The organism is Janthinobacterium sp. GMG1, assembly GCF_034427795.1.
In the GTDB taxonomy this organism is placed as follows: domain Bacteria; phylum Pseudomonadota; class Gammaproteobacteria; order Burkholderiales; family Burkholderiaceae_D; genus Janthinobacterium.
In genome coordinates, this window is sequence record NZ_JAXQNT010000011.1 from 162729 (window position 1) to 183368 (window position 20640).

The following is a 20640-nucleotide window of genomic DNA, read 5'->3' on the forward strand; positions in this document are numbered from 1 at the left end:
CATGCAAGGCGCAGCAGACAGCAACATCCCCGACGTTCCCGACACCCTCGCCAGCGCGGACGAACGTCCCCGTTTCCGCCCCCGTCCGTGGGAGCACCTGGAAACGCCATACGACGTGGAGGTGTGGATCGAAGAACATAACCGCAGCATGCAGGACAATATCCGCGCCACGGAAACGGGCGTGGGCATCTGCTTTACCCTGGCCGAGGGCGGCGATATCTATATGCAGACAAGCGCCGACGGCGCCGTCGTGCTGGACGTGACGCCGGACGCGGCCTGGGTCTCTCCCCTGATCAGCGCGGCCACGGGCTGCGAGACGCCGGACTCGTCGCTGTGGATCTTGCCTGACGACAAATTGATCCAGCTGATCGTGGGGCTATCGAGCCTGGTGGCCAGTACCTTGCTGGTGGTGGGCCATGATTTCGGCTTGCGCCGGCGCGGCATGGGCCGCTGAGCCGTTCGCGCGGCCATACCCCTTGTCCCGCTCCCGTTTGCGCTGTATCATGCGGGCGTTGCAAAATAAGCCATGCCCGCGCCTGGCATGCCTTCCACCTGCACTCCGATGAAAAGCCTGTAATGCATAATGACAAACTGGACCTTCGTAACATCAGCCTGGTGTGTGTGGAAACGCGTTATCCCGAGCTGGCCAGCTTTGCCATCGAGCGCTGCCTGGCCGGCGCCGATTTCAAGGAATGCCTGCTGTTCACTTCCCGCCGGCATGACTTGCCCCCGCATATACGCCAGGTGCTGATCGCCCCCATCGAGAGCGTGGAAGCGTATTCGGCATTCATGGTGCATGAACTGGGCGCCCATTTCAGCGGCACGCATGCGCTCGTCATGCAGTGGGACAGTTTCATTGTGGATGCGCGCCAATGGCAGAGCGCTTTCCTGGACTGCGATTATATCGGCGCACCGTGGTCGCATCGCCCCGTGGCTGTCGGCAATGGTGGCTTTTCGCTGCGTTCGCGGCGCCTGTATGACGTTTTGCCGCAGCTGGCCATCACGCAACCCCATCCAGAGGATTATGCGATCTGCGAACTGCATGGCGACCGTCTGCGCCAGGAGTTTGGCGTGCGTTTCGCCGATGCCGGCCTGGCCTCGAGCTTTGCCTTCGAAGGCATTATGCCGGCCGGTCCCACGTTCGGATTCCATGGTTTTTTCAACTTTGGCGAAGTACTGGACGACGCGGAACTGACCGACTACCTGCGCAAGTGCGACGATGCCACGCTGCATGCGCCAGTCGCGCGCGGGCTGATCAAGCAGCTGTATCGCTCCGGCCGCTACCGGATGGCGGCACGGGTATTGCGGCGGCGCCTCAACGGCGGCGCGGCGTTATTCGGCGATGCTTGCCTGCTTGCCTTGCGGACAGGCCTGCACGCGCTCAAGCATGGCCGCTCGCGCCCGGCTGCGCCGCGCGCCTAGCCATCCTGGCGGCCGCTGCGCCTGTGCTGGATGGCATGCTGGCATGCATCGCTCGACACTGAGCGTTGCGCATGCTAGTCTCGGGACAGCATCCGCCTGATTGCCTGGGCGGTGGTGCAAAGGATAGCCATGGACAATACACCGCATGCGGTCTCAGCTCCGGATTCCTCCCTGCATGGCCAGGCCCCCGTGCCATGGCCGGCCATGCCCTTGCTTGACGATGGCGTCTTCAGCCCGGAACGGGTGAAGGCCGAACGCGAGCAGGCCTACTTCAACGATTTATACCTGCTGGCGCCGGTCGCCTATTTCGTGCTCGGTCTCGATGGCGCGATCGTGCAGGTCAACCTGGTGGCGGCCGAATTGTTCGGCCTGGTGCGCGAACGCCTTGGCCACGTGTTGTTCCGTTCGTATGTGCATGAGGCGTTCCGGCACGATTTCGAGCAGTTCGTGCAGCGCGTGCTCAATAGCAGCGAGCCCGAACGCATCCAGCTGCAGGTGCGGCTGCGCCCCGGCGTGCGCGAGGCAGGCTTGCCCGTCAGCCTGCTGGGCAGCGCCGATCCGAACGGCCAGGCCCTGCGCCTGGTGCTGGAGCAGGCCGAGGGCAAGCTGGCCGCGCTCGAACGCAGCGAAGAGCGTTTCCGGCGCATCGTGCACAGCGCCGAGGAGGGCATCTGGGAAATCGATGCGCAGGCGCTGACCAGCTTTGTCAATCCGAAGATGGCGCACATGCTCGCTTGCCAGATCGAGGACATGCTGGGCCAGCCGCTGGCCGCCTTCATGGATGACGAGGGGCGCGCCATCCTGGAGCGCAACATCGCGCGGCGCCAGGATGGCATCGTCGAGCGCCATGAATTCAAGTTCCAGCGGCGTGACGGCAGCACCTTGTGGGCCACCCTGGCCACCAATCCCATCTTCGATTCCGGCGGCACCTACCTGGGCGCGCTGGCGCTGGTCAGCGACATCACGGCGCAGCGCGCCGCGTCCGAGCGCATCTGGCGGCAAGCCAATTTCGACCCGTTGACGGGACTGCCGAACCGCCATATGTTCCTCGATCGCTTGCAGCACGAGGCGCGCCACGCCAGCCGCGAAGGCGCTTGCCTGGCCCTGCTGTTCATCGATCTCGACCATTTCAAGCAGGTGAATGACCGCCTCGGCCACGAGAAGGGCGACATGCTGCTGCGCCAGGCGGCGCTGCGCATCAGCGAGCGCGTGCGTTCCACGGATACGGTGTCGCGCCTGGGCGGCGACGAGTTCACCGTCATCCTGGCCGGCGTGGGGCAGCTGGGCGGCATCGAGCGCGTGCTGCAGGAATTGACGACGGCGCTGGCCCTGCCTTTCGTGCTCGACGGCGACACGGCGCAAGTGTCGGCCAGCGTGGGCGTGGCGCTGTATCCGGCCGACGCCGAGGCAACGGACACCTTGCTGCGGCATGCCGACCAGGCCATGTATGCGGCCAAGAGCGCGGGGCGCAATGGCTACAGCTATTTCACGCCCGCCTTGCAGCAGGCAGCCGACCTGCGCCGCAGCACGGTGCGCGAGATGCGCCTGGCGCTGGCGCAGGAACAGTTCGAGGTGCATTACCAGCCCATCATCCGCCTGTGCGACGGCAGCATCGAGCGGGCCGAGGCGCTGCTGCGCTGGCGCCATCCGCTGCGCGGCTTGCTTGTGCCCGCCGATTTCATCGGCTTTGCCGAGGCCAACGGCCTGATCATCGATATCGGCGAATGGGTCTTTCGACAGGTCGTGCGCCAGGCACGGCAGTGGCAAGACGCGCATGGCGCCGTGTTCCAGGTCTGTATCAACAAGTCGGCCGTGGAATTTCGCTGCGATGCCGCGCTGTACCAGGATTGGGGCAATGCGCTGACGCGGGCGGGCCTGGCGCCGGGCGCCATCGTCATCGAAACAACGGAAGCCGTGCTGCTCGACGAGGCGCGCCAGGTGGCCGACCGCCTGCGCCAGTTCCACGCCATGGGCCTGGCGCTGGCGCTCGACGACTTTGGTGCCGGCAGCGCCTCGCTGGCCTGCCTGAAGCGGGGCGATCTCGAGGTACTCAAGCTCGACCCCTCGCTGGTGCGGGAACTGGGGCCGGGCGACGCTGCGCTGGCCGTCTGCGTGGCCATCATCAACCTGGCGCAGGGACTGGGCCTGACAGTGGTGGCGGAAGGCGTGGAAACGGCCGCGCAGCGTGACTTGCTGCGGGCCGCCGGTTGCGATTATGCGCAGGGTTATGTATTTTCAGGCGCGGTGCCTGTGGAGCAGTTGAGTGCGATGCTGGCGGCGGGCCGGCGTTTTTAATCCAGGCCCAGCAGCGCGACGACGCGCTCGCGGCTGATGCCGACCAGCGCCGAGCTGATCGCCAGCAGCGATTCATAGCCGGGCTGGCTGGCCTTTTCCGTGAAGTTTTCCGCCAGGGTATCCATGCTGACGTGCACTTGCACCGGTTGCGCGCGGGCCACCCGTCCCGTGGCTTGCGCCAGGGCCAGGCTGACGGAGCTGCGCGCCGCCTGCAACTGCGCCAGCGCCTGCACCACTTGCTGCAAGGTGGCGCGCAGCGCTTCCGTATCGCCGGTATGCCATTCTTCCGGGGAAATGGCGGCCGGTTCCGCATCCGTGCGCACTCGGCTCATCTGGCCGGTCGGGTAGCGGATGCCGCTGCCGCGCACGGACAGGCTGTCGCGCACGTTGGTCCAGGCCGCTTCCGAGGTGCTGAACACCAGTTCGCCATTCTCGCCCAGCTTGACGCCGATGCCGGACGGCATCAGTGCGCGGTCGAAGCGCGAGACGATTTCGTTCGCGCTCAGGCCAGGTTCGATATTCACCGAGCGCAAGGCCTGGTTCGCGCCGCCGACGGAAAAGGCCAGCACTTCCTGCGGGCCTTCCTGCAGGCTGGCCATGGTCAGGCCGCGGATGCTGAAGTTCTGCTGTGCCGCCTGCGGGCTGGTATAGCTGAGTTGCGCATCGAGCGTGCCGCCCGAGGCGCTGGCGCGCTGACGCCAGGTATTGCTGAACTGGCGTACTCTGGCCTCGACTTGTCCTTCGCGGCCCTGGCGCGCGGCCAGCTTGGCCGCCAGCTCGCTTTTCAGCGCTTGCAACTGACTGCTGCTGCGTTCCAGGTAGTCGAGGGTTTGTTGCGCGTTAGAAATTTCTCCCTGCAACTGGTGATCCCAGTTGCTCAGGCCACGCTGCAGGCTCGCCGTCGAACTCCTCGCTGCCGGCGCTTCGCTGCGCGCGCTGGCGCTGCCTTTGACCGCGGCGGACGCGTCATCGACGACGCGCGCTGTGCCGGCGCCTTTGGCATTGACGCCGGAAGAGGAGGAGGTCTGAACGATTTGCATGATGGTCAGAGAAGATCAAACAGGGAAATGGTGCCAACCTTGGCGTAGGCTTTATAGGTTGCCTGCAAGGCCGTCTGGTAGCCGGTCAGTTCAATGGCCGCCGCGCCCATGTCGGTCTTTTTCAGGTCCAGCAGGGCCGAATTGTTCGACAGCGACACATTGGCCAGGTTGCCGGAGAGCGTGGTGAGGATGTTTTGCGCGCCGCCGAAGATGGCGATCTTGCCGGAGAGTAAATCCATGCCGTCATCGGTGCCATCGAGCGCCGCACCCACCACGCTGCGCACGGCCGGATCGTTCGGGCTGACGCCAGGCACGCCCAGCGTGGTGATGGCCTGGTCGATCTTGTTCAGCCATACTTCCAGGTTCTTCACGTCGACGTTGGCCGCCTGCGTCACGCCATTGCCCACCACCACGGTCTGCGTGTCGGTATTGCCGATGTAGGTATAGCGCGAACCTGCAGTTGCCGCCGGATCGTATTTGATGGCGGGTTGGTCGGTAGCGGTGCCGGAAAACATGTAGCGGCCTTCCTGATCCTTCAGGTTGGCCGTGTACAGCACGCTGTCGCGCATGGCGATCAGCGATTGCGTCATCGCATTCAGGTCGTCCGGCGCATTGCCGCCGTCGGCGGCCCACACCAGCAGATCACGTGCCTGGCCCATGTCGGTGACCATGCTCGACAGGTAGTTTTCGTTCTTCAGCAGGCGCACTTTCACCGTGGCGATATTGTCCTGGTATTGCGTGACCATGGCTTGCTCGCGCGTCAGGCGCGAAATGCGCACGTTGCCGATCGGATCGTCCGATGGCAGCTGGATGCGCAAGCCCGACGACATTTGCTGGGTCAGGTAATTGATGCGTTCTTGATTTTGCTGAAGCGAAATATTAATCAGCGATTGGTACTGGCTGCTGGCGACACGCATGATCTTCTCCTTAACCCATCATTTGCAAAGTGGCATCAAACAAGGTATTCGCCACGGAAATGACTTTCATGTTTGCCTGATACATATTCTGGAATTCGACCAGGTTCATCGCTTCCTCGTCCTTGTTCACGCCGCTGGTGGACTTCCAGTCATCGATCGCTTGCGCGCGCACTGTGTTGGACGTCTTCAGCAGGGCCTGGTTCTGCTGGCTGTAGATAGCCAGCTTGCCGACCAGCTGCGTATCCGCATCGCTCATCAGGACCGTACCCACCCAGCTGACGTTGATCGATTGATTCTTGATATCGATCAATTTTTGCAAGTTGCCGCTGTCGCCGGCCGCACCCGTCAGCGACAGGGCCAGGTCCTTGGCGTTGAAGCCGGGAGTAATGCTCAGCTTGCCATTCGCGTAGGCCAGCAGGGGGGCGCCGGATGTGCCGGCCATGGTCTTGCCCAAGGCCAGCTGTGCGTTGACCTTGCTGGTCAACTGGGTGGCCATGTCTTGCAGCGACTGTTGCAGCGGTTTCAGGGTATTTTTCTCAAACTCGCCCAGGCCGCCCATCTGGCCGCCGATGGCGACCAGATCGAGGGTGTACGACGACTTGGCGAAATCGAGGCTCAGGGTTTGCTCGCCCGTGTTCGTCATGTTGCTGGTCAAGGTGCCGGCCAGGCTGCCGATCACCAGCGGCTGACCTGACTTCAGCGAAATATTGCGCGAGCCGTCCGGCTGGTCGAGGACGTCGATGCCCATTTGCGAGGCCAGGCCGTCGATCAGCTGGTCGCGCGCATCCATCAGCGACGACACGTTCGTACCCGAGGCCGTGGAGGCGCTGATGCGCTGGTTCAGTGCGGCGATATTGGCCAGCGTCGTATTGGCTTGCGGCACGATCGCTGCGCGTTGTTGCTGCAGCGACAGCAACTGGTTGCCCATGACGGTGCTGATGCTGTTGAAGCGTTGCGACATGGCGTCGGCGGAGGTGATGATCTGCTGGCGCAGCGGTGTCGAGGTCGGGTCGACGGCCGAGGCGTTGAGTGCGGCGAAAAAGCCGTCGATGCCGTTGCTGATGCTGGAGGCATCGTCGCCCATCACGCGCTCGAGCTGGGTCAGGTAAGGCTGGGTCTGCGAACGGGCGCCCTGGTCGGACGCGGCGCGCCACATTTGCTGGCTTTTATAAGCATCGGCAAAGCGCAGCAGGGCGGACACTTCCACGCCATTGCCGGCCGAGCGTACGCCGGCGGTGGCGCCAAGCGAAGACAACAGCACGCCTTGACGGGTATAGCCCGCCGTTTGCAGGTTGGCGATGTTCTGGCTGGCCGCATTGAGTGCGGCCTGGGCGGCGATGCTGCCTGACAATGCATTGCTGATGATGCTCATTGGGCAAGTTTCTTTCGTGAAGAGTGTGGCGCATGCGGGTGGGCAGGCATTGAATCGTTGTTACCTTGTACAGGCGACGCTTCAGACGGATTTATTAAGCGGGGCCGCAATATTGTCGGTCTTGACAGTGCTTTTGGCGGCCACGGGGGCGCCGGCTGCCGGCAGCAGCTGGCGCAGGATGGCGTCAGCGATGCCGAAGGCGCGCTGGCCAGCCATCTTGTCGGCCACCAGGTTGTCGGCCATTTCCAGCATGTCGCTGTTGACGGGGTCCTTGAAGACGCTGTCCTCGCCCGCCATCTCGCGCGTGCCAGAACGCATCTGGCGCAGCATGTGCGAGATGAAGAAGGCTTCGAACTTGACGGCCGCCTCGGTGGCCTTGGCCGCATAGCGGGGATCGGCCGGCGCGGCGGCCGCAGGGGATTTGTCGTCGAGCGCCGAGGGCAGGGCGCTGCTGCTGTCGTTGATGTTGATCATATGACCACCAGTTCGCCTTCGATGGCGCCAGCCTGGTCGAGGGCTTGTAAAATTGCCATGATATCATCAGGCGAAGCGCCCAGGCTGTTGACCACGTCGATGATCGATTGCAGCTTGGCGCCGGCCGGCCATTTGAACATATTGCCGTTGCCCTGGTCGACGGACACTTTGGATTGCGGCGTGACGGTGGTCTGGCCGCGGCCGAACGGTGCCGGCTGGCTCACTGCCGAGCTTTCGGAGATGACGACCTTGAGCGAGCCGTGCGTGACGGCGGCCGCCTTCACGCGCAAGCCTTCGGCGATGACGACGGTGCCCGTGCGCGAATTGAAGACCACTTTCGGCGTATCGACGCCGACATCGACGGACAGCGCTTCAAGCTTGGCCATGAAGGCCACGCGCTGGGTCGGGTTTTCAGGCGCCAGCACTTCCACGCTGGTGGCGTCGCGCGTGGTGGCGACGGCGCCAAAGCGGCGGTTGACGGCTTCGACGATATTGATGGCCGTCTCGAAATGCGGGTGGCGCAAGTTCAGGGTGACGGTCGGCTTGGTCGAGAAATCGCTGAGAATCTCGCGCTCGATGTTGGCGCCGTTGGGAATGCGGCCCGAGGTGGGCGTGTTGACGGTGACGGAAGAGCCGCTCTTGCCGGTGGCGTTCAAGCCGCCGACGACGACGTTGCCTTGCGCCAGCGCATACGTTTCATTGTCGGCCGCGCGCAATTGCGTCAGCAACAAGGTGCCGCCGCGCAAGCTTTTCGCATCGCCCAAGGACGACACGGTGACGTCGATGGCCTGGCCACGGCGGTATCCTGGTGGAAACACGGCGCTGACCATGACGGTGGCGACGTTCTTGCTTTTCGCTTCGGCGCCGTCCGGCATCTTGACGCCGAACTGCTTGAGCATGTTGACCACGGACTGGCTGGAAAACTTCACCTGGGTGGTGTCGCCGCTGCCGTTCAGGCCCACGACGAGGCCGTAGCCGACCAGCGGGTTGTCGCGCACGCCCTCGATACTGACCAGGTTGCGCAGCACTTGCGCGGCGCTGGCGGGCAGGGCAAGGCCGGAGAGCACGGCCAGCATGGCTGCCAGGGGCAGGGCGGAACGAAATTTCATGAGGTCACCTTAAAACGGCATCCATGGGCCGACGAAGAAGCGCGTCAGCCAGCCTGGTGTATTGGCTTCGGCCAGGGTGCCCTGGCCGGAGTAGGCGATCTGTGCATTGGCGATGCGCAACGATGACACCTGGTTGTTCGAATCGATATCGGCGGCGCGCAGGTAGCCGCGCAGGCGCACGAATTCCTCGCCCTGGTTCAGGGTCAGGGTTTTCTCGCCCTGCACGCGCAGCAAGCCGTTCGGCAGCACTTCCTGCACGATCACGGTGATGGCGCCGGACAGCGCATTTTGCTGCGTGCTGGTCGAGTCGCCGGCGAAGTTGCGGTCGGCCGACAGGTCGATACCGGTCTTGGGGAAGGTCTTGCCGAGAATATTGGCCGCATTCACGCCGACGGACGAACCCTTGTTGAACGAGGTGCCCGCCTTCTTGCTGGCCTGCGTGGTTTCCTGCAAGGCCACCGTGACGACGTCGCCGACGCGGAAGGCGCGGCTGTCCGAGATCAGGTCCAGGCCCGCGTCGGGATTGAAAACGCCGCCGCCGACGCCGCCGCGCGCAGCGCTGCGCGGCGCCACGGGCAGCGGCGTATCGGAAAAGCTGGGCGCCACCGGCGCCGCCGGCCGGCTGGCGCAACCGGCCATCAACACCAGCAGCATGGCTGCCGTGGTTTTCATGGCGACTGTCATCAGCGTGCCGCTTGCGCCAGGTATTGCAGCATATTGTCGGCGGCCGACAGCACCTTGGTGTTCATTTCATAGGTGCGCTGGGCTGCGATCATGTCGACCATCTCTTCGACCACCTGCACGTTCGAGCCTTCCAGCGCGAATTGTTTCAGCTTGCCCAGTGCGCCTTCGCCAGGACGGCCTTCCGTTGGCGTGCCGCTCGATGCCGTTTCCTGGAACAGGTTTTCACCGAGTGCCAGCAGGCCTGTCGGGTTGATGAAGCTGGAGAGGTTCAGCTGGCCCAGCTGGGTGCCGTTGACATTGCCCGGCACGGTGGCCGTGACCATGCCGTTTTCGCCGATGGTGATCGCCGTGGCATTGTTCGGCACGGTGATTTGCGGCACCAGGGGCAAGCCCTGGGCGTTGACCATTACGCCGTTTTCATTGATGCCCAGCTGGCCGGCGCGCGTGTAGGCCGCTTCGCCGTTCGGGCGCAGCACTTGCAGGAAGCCGTTGCCGGTGATGGCGACGTCGAATTCGCGGCTCGTCGTTTGCAGGCTGCCGGTGGTAAACACCTTTTGCGTGCCGACCATGTGGGTACCGTTACCCAACTGCACGCCCGATGGCGACAGGGTATTGTCAGCGCGCTGCGTGCCCGGCTGCTGCTCGACCTGGTAAAACAGGTCTTCGAAGACGACGCGGTCGCGCTTGAAGCCGACGGTATTGACGTTGGCCAGGTTATTCGCGATGGCTTGCAGTTTGGCATCTTGTGCCTGCACGCCGGTCTTGCTGATCCACATTGCTGGATTCATGGTTTACTCCTGGTAATTGGTTGGCGTTGGGCTTAGGCGCCCAGCAGGCGGTTGCCCGACTCCGTCATGGAATCGCTGGCCTTGAAAATTTTCATCTGCATCTCGAAACTGCGGTTCAGGCTCATGGTGGCGACCATTTCCTCGACGGCCGAGACGTTGCTGCCTTCCAGGTGGCGGTCGCGGATGCGTACCGTCGGATCGGCTTGCAAGTCTTCGCCGCCGCGCGCCACGATCAGGCCCGCCTCGTTCTTGGTCAGCTCGCCCGCTTCGGCGTTGACCAGCTTGAGCTTGTCGACCGTCTGCATTTGCGCGGTGCCCGGCACCTGGATGGAAATCGTGCCATCGGCGCCGATCGACAGGCTGGTGTGCTCAGGAATCGTGATGGGACCGCCTTCGCCCAGCACGGGCCGGCCATTGATGGTCAGGGCGCCCGTTTCATCGAGGTCCATGGCGCCGGCGCGCGTGTAGGCTTCGCCGTTTTGCCACTGCACCGCGAGAAAGCCGGGGCCCGTGACGGCCACGTCGAGTTCGCGTCCCGTTTCCTTGATGGCGCCCGTGCGCGTGCCGATGGCGCTCGACTGCGTCTGCGTCATGTGGCGGTCGTCGTAGCCATAGCCGTTTTGCAACGGCTGGGCAGTGGACACTTCCAGGTTGGCGCGAAAGCCCCCCGTCTCGATGTTGGCCAGGTTGTTGGCGTGTACCTGCTGTGCCCGCAGGGCACGGTCGGCCCCGCTCATGGCGGTATAAATCAGCGCATCCATTGCTCTTTACCTTTGCGTATCGTGGATTACAGCGCTTGCATCAGCGATTGCAGCATGGCGTTCTCGGTCGAGATGACTTTCGAGTTCGCCTGGTAGTTACGCTGCGACGTCATCAGGCCCACCAGTTCGGAGGTGATGTCGACGTTTGACTGTTCCAGCGAGCTCGTCACCAGTTTGCCGGCCATGCCGACGCCTGGACGGTCATAGATGGCGGTGCCGGACGTGGTCGACGCGACCCAGCTGGTATCGTTGACGGCCGTCAAGGCGCCTTCGTCTGGGAAGGTGGCCAGGGCGATCACGCCGATGCTTTGCTTCTGACCGTTCGTGTATTTCGCCACGACGGAGCCGTCATCGGCCAGTTCCACGCCCGTGTAGGTGCCCGAGGCATAGCCGTCGGAACGGTCGGTCGAGGTGGTCGATTCGCCGGCGAACTGGGTCGTGCCCGTGTAATCGATGGCGATCGACAGCGGCGCGGCGCCTGGCGGCGTGCCCAGCGCCAGCGTGACCGGCGCGGTCATCGTCAGCTTGCCGGACGTGTTGAAGGCCATGCTTGTCACCAGCGGCGCCGGTCCTGGCAATGTTACATCGACGTTGTCCAGAGTGTAGTGCACGTCCACGCCCGCTGCCGTCTTGACGAAGTACTGGCCCAGCGAGTGCTTGGCGCCCAGCGAATCGTAGACGATCGAGGACTTGGCGCTGTTGTAGCTCAGTTCGCTAGTCTTGTCGAAGGGCACGGTCTTGATGGTCCATTCGGACGACATGTTGGCGGCATACGCCAGCTTGGTCGACGCCACGGCGGGAATCTGGCCCGTCGGAATGTTCATGTCGCCCATAGTGCCCAGGGTGGTGCTGCCCTTGACGGCGGCATAACCTTGCACCAGGCGGCCGTTCGAGTCGATCAGCTTGCCATCACTGCTGGCCGAAAAGATGCCGACGCGGCTGTAGCTCATGGTGTTTTGCGCATCGCGCGCGACGAAGTAGCCGCGGCCGTCGATGGCGGCGTCGAGCGCGCGGCCCGTGTTCAGCACGCCGCCATTGAGCGACATGCTTTGCGTGACCGAACCGATTTCCGTACCCGTGGCGCGCGAACCGGCGTACATGGCCGAAAAGTTGGCGCGGCTGCTCTTGAAACCGTAGGTGCCGGCATTGGCGATATTGTTACTGGTGCTGTTCAACTGTTGGTTGATGGACTGGATACCGGACAGGGCGATGTCGAAACTCATGTTGACTTCCTTTAGTGAAGGACGAGATTAGTGTGTTTGGGGAACCAAGGGCCGGATCAGGCCGTCTTGCCATTAAAGCCGGTGATCGCGCCAGGGTTGACTTCGCCCAGGTTCGACACGCTCAGTATCATGCTGCCGCTGGACGACAGGCGCACGCTGTTAAGCTTGCCTGCAATGTCGACCGTTGGTTTTTCGGCGCCGCTGGTGCTGACCTTCATGCTGTAGGTGCCGGCAGGCAAGCCCAAGGCCACGGGATCGATGGTGAACGGCACCGTGCCGGGCGACTTGGCGCCCAGTTCGATCTTGTATTCCTTGTCGTCCTGCCCTTTCAGGGTGACGGTGGTCTTGGTGGTGCCGGCGGCCAGCGCGATGGTACCGCTGACCTTGCTCTTGTCGAGCTGGACGGTTTCGCTGTTGACCATCACTTCGGAGCCCACTTGCGCGCCCAGGGCCAGCACCTGCATCGATTGCAGCACGCTGGCATTGGCGCTGGTCAGCGCCGACAGGTTTTGCATCGCTTCCGTTTGTGCCTGCTGCGTCAATTGATTGACGAACTGGCTCGGATCGGTCGGCGCGAGGGGATCCTGGTTCTTGATCTGCGCGACCAGCAACTTGGTAAACATATCCTGGGTGGCATTGCTTTGCGACTTGACGGCATTGCTGTTGCTGTTGCTGCCGCTGGTGTTGTTTGTAAAGAGATTGGTTTCCATGGATTATGCTTCACCTAATTTGAGGAGCGATTGCTGCATCGACTTGATGCGGCCCAGAACTTCGACATTTGTTTCAAACGCGCGCGACGCCGACATCATGTCGGTCATCTCGGCCACCTGATTGACGTTGGGGTAGAACACCATGCCATCGGCATTGGCCATCGGGTGGCCCGGTTCATACACCTTGCGCAGCGGCTCATCGCTTTGCACCACGTCGAGGACCTGTACCCGTCCGCCGGCGCCGCTGGCGCCAGGGCCATCCATCACGGCCGCAAACACGGGTTTACGCGCGCGGTAGGTTTCGCCTTCGGAACCGGCAACGGAATCGGCATTGGCCAGGTTGCTGGCGATGGTATTGAGGCGCACGGTTTGCGCCGCCATCGCCGAACCGGCGATCTTGGAAATATCCTGGAAGCTCATGCTGATCCTTATTGTCCGGAAATGGCCTTGGACAGACCCTTCAGTTTCATGTTGACGAAAGTGAGGCTGGTCTGGAAGTCGGTGGCGTTCTGCGAGAACGCCGCCTGCTCGACGCCGATTTCGACGGTATTGCCGTCGCGGCTAGGGTGGTAGGGGACGCGGTACAGGGCGCTGGCATCGTCATCGGTCGACAGCAGGCCGGCCTCGTTGTCCTGCAACTGTTGCAGGGCGCTGCCGAAATCCATGTCCATGGCCTGGAAGCCGGGCGTGTTTTCATTGGCGATATTGGCGGCCAGTACGCGTGTGCGGTCGGCACGCAGCGCGAGTGCATCGGCGTGCACGCCCAGCGCATCCTTGAAATTAATCCCCATGGTCATCCTTTGTGTTGAATTCGATCGTGCTTTTTGCGGTTCGGGCTAGAAAATAGGTGGTGCAGAGGTAAAATCCCAGCCTGGTCATGTTGACGCATGGTAAGGTCATGCCGCTTCAGTATCTTTGATTAAGGTTAGCAATGATTTACTTTGAGAACTATTCCGCGATGTGGAACAAGGCGCAATGTCGTCACATACTGCTTCCGGGCCTCTTTTTACTGACCAGCCTATATAGTAGTGCAGGACGGGCAGAATTGCCAGCCGACAATATATTTTCGCGTGTGGAACAATTGGCGCGCGAGCAATTGGTGCAGCAAGCAGCCTCGGCGGGATTGCTGGAACCGCAGTTTCAGGTGATCGTGGTGAAAAGCACGCGCCCCGTGCCGGCGTGCGCGGCGCCCGTCGCGCTGGAAACGGCGGACAGCCGTTCGGCGCAGCGCATGCGCTTTGTGGCAGTGTGTCCTGGAAGCAACGGTTGGCGCTATGAAATGCTGGCGCGCGGCAGCATCACGGCCCAGGTGGCCGTCACCAGCGCCCCCGTCACGGCGAATACGCCGCTGCAGGCGGGCGACGTGACCCTGGCGCGGCGCGACGTGACGATGGTGCCCGACAGTATTGCCTCCTTGCCCGGCGCCGTTGGCCTGTCGAGCCGGCGCAGCTTGCGCGCCGGCGAAGTGCTGCGGCAAGGGCAACTGGCGTCGCCCGTGTTGATCAAGCGGGGCAGCGCGGTGAATATCGTGGCGCGCAAGGAGCAGGTGGAAGTGAGCATGGCCGGTGAAGCGCTGGATCCGGGCGCGCTGGGCGAGGTGATTCGCGTGCGCAACGCCACCAGCGGCACGGTGATACGTGCCAGGGTGGTCGATGCGGGCGTGGTGGAGCCGGCCGAACTTCCCGGCCGTTAAGGAAAGATCAGTCTGCGGCGGCCGTGCGCTGCAGACGCGTCGCCAGCTGTGTCAGCTTGGCGGCGTAGTTGGGGTCGGTGGCGTAGCCGCCGCGCGCCAGGCCTTGCGCGAAAGCGCCGGCGTCGGCCCCCGTATTCAGGGCGGCGCGGTAGCGCGGGTTATCGAGCAAGACTTGCGCATAGTCGCGGAAGGCGCTGGCCTGGTCCGGGTAGCTGCGGAAGCGTTCCGTTTTCTTCAGGGCCGTGCCGCTGCCGGCCTCGTATTCGGTGGTGACATTGCTGGCCACGTCGCCCTGCCATTTCCCGCCGGCCTTGATGCCGAACAGATTATTCGTGTCCGCGCCCGTGCCCTGGCGCAGCGGACGCTGGCCCCAGCCCGATTCCAGCGCCGCGTGGGCGGCGACGATTTCCGGCGCCACGCCCAGGCGCGCGCCCGTTTCTTGCGTCCATGGCTTGATCGAGGCAAGGAATTGCTGCTGCGTTTCGCCGATCTCGCCGCCCTGGTTGATGCTGCCCAGCACATTCACGGGCTGGCTCTGTTCAAGGTAGGCGCGGCCTTGCGGGTTCAGGTTGGTGGCGTTGCCGCCGCCCTGTTCGATGAAGCGGGCCACTTCGCCCTGTACTTGCCGGAATACGCTGCTGAAGTTGCCGCTGGAACTGGTGGCGTCGGTGGCGCGCATATTGCTCTGTACGGCGGATGTGGCTGCCGTCGATGGCGTTGCCGCCGTGGCGCGGGTGGTCAGGAAATCAGCCTGGCGCATACGTATCTTCCTCGCCATGCAGCACGCGCTGCATGATGCTGTACTGCTCTGTTAATAAATCGCTGTTGCGGGCATTCAGGCGCTTGCATTCAAGCACCATCTGCTCGAGCGCTGCCCAGTCGCGCTCGGCGGTGGCGCGTGCATCTTCTTGCAATAGCGCAAACAATTGTGGCATATCGCCTTGCGGGCCCAGCAGGGCAGTGACGAGGCTGACCCGCTGGCGGCGGCGCGCATCGAGTGGCTCGACGGCGGCGATGACCTGGTCGGCCAGTGCCGTCAGCTGCGCGCTCTGGTGGTGCAGGGTGGCCTGGAATTGCTCTTCCAACAAGGTGTGCAGGGCGGCATAGCCGGCGCGGTCATCCGCCATGCCTTGCAGTACGCGGCGCATGGCTTCCTGGCGCGTGATGCCCTTGCGCGGTGCGGTCATGATTCGCCGCCGTGGAAACGCTGGATCAAGCCTGCCAGTTTTGAGGGATCGAACGGCAATTCACCCTTGGCCAGCGCATCGCGCAGCATGGCCACGCGCTCGTGATCGATCTCGGGCATGGCGCGCAGGGCGGCCATGGCCGGTTGCAGCACGGCCGATTGCAGTTCCGCCCCGGCCGACGAGCCGCCCATGGCGCCTGCGGCGCCCGCGTTCTCGGCGATCGCCTCGGCCGGCGCGACGGCGCTGCTGCGTACGGCAGCGCCGGTATTGCCGGAGGAGATTTTCATACGTTGTCCCTTGCCCTTAATTTGCATGCTCATCCCGCTCCTTCTTTGCGGGCAGGCCCAGTTTCTCGCGCAGGCGCTGCAAGGTGCCCGCATCCGGTTCACCCACTTGCAGCTCTTCGCCTTGCGGCTTTTGTCCGGCCATGCCGAACATGGCGGCGATGCTGTCGGCCTGGCCACGCGTCAATATTAACAGTTCGATGCGGCGGTTGATGCCGGCGCTGGCATTTTTCACGTCCAGCGGTGCGCGGTCGGCCATGCCCACCACTTGCAGCACGCTGTCCGGACTCATGCTGCCGATCAACAATTGCGCGCGCGCCGACATGGCGCGGTTGGCCGACAGGGTCCAGTTGGAAAAGCCTTCGTAGCCGGTATTGGCGTATTGCATCGAGTCGGTATGGCCGACGATCAGCATCTGGTTATCCATTTGCGCAAACACGGGGCCCATCTGGCGCAGCAGCTTGCGGAAACGGTCGGTCGGCACGGCGCTGCCGCGCACGAACATGCCTTGCTTGTCCGTATCGTGCAGCATGACGCGCAAGCCGTACGGCGTGATCACGGATTGCAGATTGCTCTTCAGTCCCGCTTCATCGCTGAGCTTGTCGAGCGCGCGCGACAGCGACAGCAAGTCTTCCGGCGACTGGTAGCTGACCTTGGTCTGGTTTTGCGGTGCGGTGCCGGCCTTGCCGTCCTGCATCTGCTTGCCTTCCGTGCGCGTGTCGCCCGTGCCCTTGCGGGGCATAGGGAAACGCTCGATCAGGCTGCCGCGCGGGCCGCCTTTCTGTTCCGGCATGACGCCCTGGCCTTCGCCCTGGCGGCTGCCTGCCGACGCATCCATCATGATTTCCTTCATCGCCTGCTGCTCGCGCGCGGCCATCAGCCACAGCACGAGGAAGAGCGACAGCAGGGCCAGGCAAAAGTCGGCAAACGCTACTTTCCAGGCGCCGCCATGGCCATCGTCATCATGCTTGCGACCGGCACGCTTGATGATGGCCTGTTCATGTTTCTCATGCGGCTTTAGCACGGCGGCCTCCCCGGCCTTGGCCTTGCTCTTGTTCGGCGCCGCCATCTTCCAGCGCATTGATCCAGCTTTCCAGCTGGGCGAAGCTTGGCTTGATGTTCAGCTGCACCAGACGGCGGCCCGCATCGATGGCCAGCAGCGGCGGTTTGCCCGCCACGTGCGTGACCAGCACGACCTTCACGCATTCCATGGTCGAGCCTTCCTCGCCCACCAGCTGTTTCATCATGTTGCACATCGGATCGAGCACGCCGTAGCAAAAGAAGATACCGATGAAGGTACCGACCATGGCGGCGCCCACTTTTTCCGAAATTTCCGCCGCATCGGCGCCGTCGGCCACGGAATTCATGGCCATCACGATGCCGAGAACGGCGGCCAGGATACCGAAACCGGGCATGGCTTCGGCGATCTTGTGCAAGGATTTCGACGGTTGCAGCAATTCGTCGTGGATGGCTTCCAGTTCCTGCTCCAGCACGCCTTCGAGCTCATGCGCGTTGATCTTGCCCATCGCCATCAAACGGAAGTTGTCGACGATGAAGGCCAGCAGCTTCGGCTCTTCCAGCACCAGCGGATAGCGCTGGAACAGGGCGCTTTCGCGCGGTGCCTCGACGTGGGCGTCGAGCGCCTTCAGGCCGCCGGCGGCCGTTTGCAGCAGTTCATACATCAGCAGCAGCAACTGGCGCTGGAATTCCGAGCCTTGCTTCTTGTGCGTGACGATCTTGCGCATCTGATGCAGCATTTCACCGAGTACATGCTTGGGGTTGCCCAGCACCAGGGCGCCGACGGCGGCGCCGATGATGATGATCAACTCGACCGGTTGCCAGATCGCATGGACGGTGCCGCCCATCAGGGCGAAGCCTCCGAATACACACCCCATCACGATTAAGATACCGATAATTACCATGTCAACTGCCTTTCTGCGTCATTGTGCTGCGTCAATTTGATGGATAGTGCTGAAACTTATGCGTCTTGCAGCATGGTTTTCATCTTGCCCAGCGCCGTCTTGTTCAACTGGCAGACGCGGGCGTCGCTCAGGTCCAGCACGGCGGCAATTTCTTTGTAGCTCAGTTCGAATTCGTAATACATCTGGATCACGCGCTGTTCCCGCTCGTCCAGCGTGCGCAGCGCCTGTTCCAGGCTGCGCCGCACCATCAATTGCTCTTCCGGGCTCGGTGCGCTGTCGGCTTGCCCCAGGCTTTCCTGCAGCACTTCGTCGAAACTGGCGATCAGTTCGGCGTTTTCCGCCAACTGGTATTCCTGGAAGGCTTCCGGCGTCAGTTTCAGGGCCGCCATGATTTCCGCTTCCAGCGGCTCGCGCCCCAGGCGCCGGGTCAGGGCGCGCACGCTGTCGCGCAGGCGGTGGCTTTCCTGGCGCACGGCGCGCGGACGCCAGTCCTGGCGCCGCAGTTCATCGAGGATGGCGCCGCGGATGCGCAGGCTGGCATAGCTGCCGAACGACTGGTCCGGCACGCCGTAGCGGCGCAAGGCTTCGAGCAAGCCCATCAGGCCAATCTGTTCCATGTCGTCGCGGTCGATGGCGCCCGACACCTGCGAATTGAGCTGGCGCACGATGCGTTTCACCAAAGGGGAGTACGCCACCAGATGTTGTTGCTCTTCAGCAACGCTGAGCACGGCCGCGCAAGCGCCGGCGGCGGCATATTCGCCGGCGCCATACGCTTCCTGGTATTGCTCTACATAGGCCAAGGGATCTCCCACTAGGTCGGCTGGCGTGTTGGCTTATTCAATGATCAGCTTGCCGACCATGACTTCCGTGAACGGTTTTTCCATCTGCTCGCGTTCATAGCTGACATTGAAGGCCTTGTTGATCTGTTCGGCAAATTGCTCCACCGTCATCGTCTGCGCCTTGTCCATCGGGAAGCTCGACAGGGTGCTGACGGCGATCGAGCGCATCAGCGGCAAGTGGTCCTTGGTCAGCTTTTCCTTTTCCTCGGTGGTGGCGATCACCAGGTCGGCTGACAGGTAATGCGTTTCACCTTCGCCCGGGCCGCGGCGCAGCATCACGATGACCTTGTCAAGCGTGAGGAACTTGCGCGCCTTCTTGCCCGTGGCGGGCGGTGGCGGGGCTTTTGCGTCGGCCACCTCGGCATGGCCGGCAACCGGCTTGGCCAGGTACCACATGGCGCCGCCAGCCGCACCGGCGGCCAGCACGGCCACGGCGACAAAGCCGCCGATCAGTTTCATTTTCATATTCATCAGGCAGTCTCTCGCTCATGCATGGCGTAAGTGGTACCGGCAGGGCTGCCGTCGGACAGGGCGCGTCCCGGTTCCGCGTCGTCGTTCTGGCGGCCAGGTTGACGCTGGCCGCGCGCATCGCCTTCGGCAAAGGCCTGGGCGGCGGGGCTGCGCGGGGTGGCGCTGATATTCACGGCCACCTCGGTGTACTGGCGCTGCGCCAGGTCGCTGCGCATGTTTTCGCCGATGCCTTGCAGCTGGCGCAACACTTCCGAGTTCGACGCCGTGACGTTCACCTGCAGCGCGCCAGCCGTGTGGCGGATGGAAATTTCAATGCGGCCCAGCATGGGCGGGTCGAGGCGGATCGTCGCGTGTTCGCTGTTGCGGCCGATCTGCGTCTGCAGGCGTTCGCCCAGCGCTTCGCGCAGCGGTTCCTGCCATTGCTGGGCAGGGCCGCTGAGCTTGATGGTATCGCCGGTCGGGGCCGCTGCAGCCGTATTGCCGACCGCGCCTGTCAGGCCCAGGTTGGGCGTGGCGGGGGCTGGCGTCGCGGCGCCACGTTCGCCTTCGCGCGCGGCAGGGGCGGCGGCGGCGGCCGTCATTGGAGCGGCTTGCTGCAGCAGCGCTTCGAACGGCTGTGCCGTCGCGTTGCCTTTGGCAGCGGTCGCCGGATTGGCGGCGGCCAGCGGTTCACGCGTATCGCGGCCTGCCGGCTGTGCCGTTCCCTGTGCGGTGAGGGTGATTGCCGTCGGATGCAGGCTGATGTTGAGTGCCGGGTTGGCTTGCGCCACATTCGATTGCACCGGTGTCTGTGCCTGCGCCTGGGCGGCGGCGCGTGCCTCTGCTGCGGCCGCGTCCGTTGGCGGCAGTATCGTCACCGGCAAGCCGATGACGGGCGCGGCCATGGCTGGCAGGCTGCTGTCGGCCTGGCTGTCGCTGTCGCCATCCTTGGTGGGCGCGGGCGCGGGCGTGTCCGCGTCGGCCGTTTCCACGGCTGTCACATCGAGCACCTGCGCAAACAGGGGCAGGGCGGAGGGCGCGGCGCCAGTGCTGCCATAGCCTGGCGTGCCGGGCAAGGCAGCGGCCTGTGCCGGCGCTGGTGCAGGTGCGGATGCCGCCGTGGCTGCCGGTGCCGGAGCGGCCGGCGCCGTATTGAAGTTCATGATCATGCTTGATTCCCGTCCGAGTCGTATTCGCCGAGCGCGGCGTAGGCGACCCAACCTTCCTTATTTGCCTGTAATGCACCCAGGTGTTGACCCAGGCGTTCTTTTTCCTCAGAGCAAATTTTAACCGCTTGCGCGTGAATTTTGCGCAATTGCAACAATTCTGTTTGTTCCAGTGCATTCCATGCGCCCCGTTCGGCCAGCAACGGGATGTTTTTCGCCAGGCTGGCCGAGAGTTTTTCCATCGCCTCCCAGTCCGGCTGCGCGATGGCCGCGCTCAATTGCCGGCTCAGCTGCTGCAGCGCAG

Annotated in this window: 25 protein-coding genes; 4 read left to right on the forward strand and 21 right to left on the reverse strand. The window is 63.5% G+C overall.

Features of this window, described 5'->3' with window-relative positions; translation table 11 throughout:
• Position 1 precedes the first annotated feature (1 nt).
• The 3 genes from SJI03_RS24300 (at position 2) to SJI03_RS24310 (ending at position 3717) form a co-directional block, all read left to right on the forward strand.
• Positions 2-454, forward strand: coding sequence for a hypothetical protein (locus SJI03_RS24300; RefSeq protein ID WP_322428913.1), 453 nt, complete (start codon positions 2-4; stop codon positions 452-454).
• Between the two features lie 122 nt (positions 455-576).
• On the forward strand, positions 577-1422 hold the full coding sequence (locus SJI03_RS24305; protein WP_322428914.1) for a DUF5672 family protein: 846 nt from the start codon (positions 577-579) through the stop codon (positions 1420-1422).
• Between the two features lie 129 nt (positions 1423-1551).
• Positions 1552-3717: a putative bifunctional diguanylate cyclase/phosphodiesterase gene (locus SJI03_RS24310; protein WP_322428915.1), complete on the forward strand. Its 2166-nt coding sequence runs from the start codon at positions 1552-1554 to the stop codon at positions 3715-3717.
• Here SJI03_RS24310 and SJI03_RS24315 read toward each other — a convergent pair.
• The 12 genes from SJI03_RS24315 to flgB form a co-directional block, all read right to left on the reverse strand.
• Entirely contained in the window at positions 3714-4757 is a 1044-nt protein-coding gene (locus SJI03_RS24315; protein ID WP_322428916.1) for a hypothetical protein, read from the reverse strand. The genes SJI03_RS24310 and SJI03_RS24315 overlap by 4 nt on opposite strands.
• Before the next feature lie 5 nt (positions 4758-4762).
• Complete coding sequence (flgL, locus tag SJI03_RS24320; RefSeq protein WP_099380197.1) at positions 4763-5674, reverse strand: flagellar hook-associated protein FlgL; 912 nt, start codon at positions 5672-5674, stop codon at positions 4763-4765.
• Between the two features lie 10 nt (positions 5675-5684).
• Positions 5685-7046, reverse strand: a complete 1362-nt coding sequence (gene flgK, locus SJI03_RS24325) for a flagellar hook-associated protein FlgK (protein WP_322428917.1) — start codon at positions 7044-7046, stop codon at positions 5685-5687.
• 81 nt (positions 7047-7127) lie between these two features.
• A complete protein-coding gene (locus SJI03_RS24330; protein ID WP_416208785.1) occupies positions 7128-7520 on the reverse strand; it encodes a flagellar biosynthesis protein FlgJ in 393 nt (130 codons plus the stop codon).
• Positions 7517-8629 carry a flagellar basal body P-ring protein FlgI gene (locus SJI03_RS24335; protein ID WP_099380195.1) on the reverse strand — a complete coding sequence of 371 codons (1113 nt, stop codon included), beginning with the start codon at positions 8627-8629 and terminating at the stop codon, positions 7517-7519. The genes SJI03_RS24330 and SJI03_RS24335 overlap by 4 nt, the downstream gene beginning before the upstream one ends.
• 9 nt (positions 8630-8638) lie before the next feature.
• Positions 8639-9301 (reverse strand): flagellar basal body L-ring protein FlgH, encoded by a 663-nt coding sequence (gene flgH / locus SJI03_RS24340; protein ID WP_099380232.1) that lies wholly within the window; start codon positions 9299-9301, stop codon positions 8639-8641.
• Positions 9302-9312: 11 nt separating this feature from the next.
• Positions 9313-10101: a flagellar basal-body rod protein FlgG gene (flgG, locus tag SJI03_RS24345; protein ID WP_167389655.1), complete on the reverse strand. Its 789-nt coding sequence runs from the start codon at positions 10099-10101 to the stop codon at positions 9313-9315.
• 32 nt (positions 10102-10133) lie between these two features.
• Positions 10134-10862, reverse strand: coding sequence for a flagellar basal body rod protein FlgF (locus SJI03_RS24350; RefSeq protein ID WP_099380194.1), 729 nt, complete (start codon positions 10860-10862; stop codon positions 10134-10136).
• A 26-nt stretch (positions 10863-10888) separates the two neighbouring features.
• Positions 10889-12085 carry a flagellar hook-basal body complex protein gene (locus tag SJI03_RS24355; protein WP_322428918.1) on the reverse strand — a complete coding sequence of 399 codons (1197 nt, stop codon included), beginning with the start codon at positions 12083-12085 and terminating at the stop codon, positions 10889-10891.
• A gap of 56 nt (positions 12086-12141) precedes the next feature.
• On the reverse strand, positions 12142-12795 hold the full coding sequence (locus SJI03_RS24360; protein WP_099380192.1) for a flagellar hook capping FlgD N-terminal domain-containing protein: 654 nt from the start codon (positions 12793-12795) through the stop codon (positions 12142-12144).
• Between the two features lie 3 nt (positions 12796-12798).
• Positions 12799-13215, reverse strand: a complete 417-nt coding sequence (flgC, locus tag SJI03_RS24365; RefSeq protein ID WP_034757795.1) for a flagellar basal body rod protein FlgC — start codon at positions 13213-13215, stop codon at positions 12799-12801.
• Positions 13216-13223: 8 nt separating this feature from the next.
• Complete coding sequence (flgB, locus tag SJI03_RS24370) at positions 13224-13586, reverse strand: flagellar basal body rod protein FlgB (RefSeq protein WP_034758109.1); 363 nt, start codon at positions 13584-13586, stop codon at positions 13224-13226.
• 254 nt (positions 13587-13840) lie between these two features.
• Between flgB and flgA the strand changes: the two genes are divergently transcribed.
• Entirely contained in the window at positions 13841-14488 is a 648-nt protein-coding gene (gene flgA, locus SJI03_RS24375) for a flagellar basal body P-ring formation chaperone FlgA (protein ID WP_322428919.1), read from the forward strand.
• 7 nt (positions 14489-14495) lie between these two features.
• Here the strand turns inward: flgA and SJI03_RS24380 are convergent, their stop codons facing one another.
• From SJI03_RS24380 to SJI03_RS24420, 9 genes are read right to left on the reverse strand one after another with little or no spacing between them, the layout of a single operon-like run.
• Positions 14496-15248 carry a glycoside hydrolase family 73 protein gene (locus SJI03_RS24380; protein ID WP_322428920.1) on the reverse strand — a complete coding sequence of 251 codons (753 nt, stop codon included), beginning with the start codon at positions 15246-15248 and terminating at the stop codon, positions 14496-14498.
• Positions 15235-15675 (reverse strand): flagellar export chaperone FlgN, encoded by a 441-nt coding sequence (flgN, locus tag SJI03_RS24385; RefSeq protein ID WP_099380189.1) that lies wholly within the window; start codon positions 15673-15675, stop codon positions 15235-15237. The genes SJI03_RS24380 and flgN overlap by 14 nt, the downstream gene beginning before the upstream one ends.
• The gene (gene flgM / locus SJI03_RS24390) at positions 15672-15962 is read right to left on the reverse strand and encodes a flagellar biosynthesis anti-sigma factor FlgM (protein ID WP_034757812.1); all 291 of its coding nucleotides are present in this window, start codon (positions 15960-15962) and stop codon (positions 15672-15674) included. The genes flgN and flgM overlap by 4 nt, the downstream gene beginning before the upstream one ends.
• Positions 15963-15978: 16 nt before the next feature.
• Positions 15979-17040 (reverse strand): flagellar motor protein MotB, encoded by a 1062-nt coding sequence (locus SJI03_RS24395; protein WP_099380188.1) that lies wholly within the window; start codon positions 17038-17040, stop codon positions 15979-15981.
• Positions 16967-17881, reverse strand: coding sequence for a flagellar motor stator protein MotA (motA, locus tag SJI03_RS24400; protein ID WP_034757817.1), 915 nt, complete (start codon positions 17879-17881; stop codon positions 16967-16969). The genes SJI03_RS24395 and motA overlap by 74 nt, the downstream gene beginning before the upstream one ends.
• A 56-nt stretch (positions 17882-17937) precedes the next feature.
• Positions 17938-18681, reverse strand: coding sequence for a FliA/WhiG family RNA polymerase sigma factor (locus SJI03_RS24405; protein ID WP_322428921.1), 744 nt, complete (start codon positions 18679-18681; stop codon positions 17938-17940).
• Between the two features lie 33 nt (positions 18682-18714).
• The gene (locus tag SJI03_RS24410) at positions 18715-19191 is read right to left on the reverse strand and encodes a flagellar basal body-associated FliL family protein (protein ID WP_099380187.1); all 477 of its coding nucleotides are present in this window, start codon (positions 19189-19191) and stop codon (positions 18715-18717) included.
• Positions 19191-20339 (reverse strand): flagellar hook-length control protein FliK, encoded by a 1149-nt coding sequence (locus SJI03_RS24415; protein WP_322428922.1) that lies wholly within the window; start codon positions 20337-20339, stop codon positions 19191-19193. The genes SJI03_RS24410 and SJI03_RS24415 overlap by 1 nt, the downstream gene beginning before the upstream one ends.
• Positions 20336-20614: a hypothetical protein gene (locus tag SJI03_RS24420; RefSeq protein WP_233516324.1), complete on the reverse strand. Its 279-nt coding sequence runs from the start codon at positions 20612-20614 to the stop codon at positions 20336-20338. The genes SJI03_RS24415 and SJI03_RS24420 overlap by 4 nt, the downstream gene beginning before the upstream one ends.
• Positions 20615-20640 lie beyond the last annotated feature (26 nt).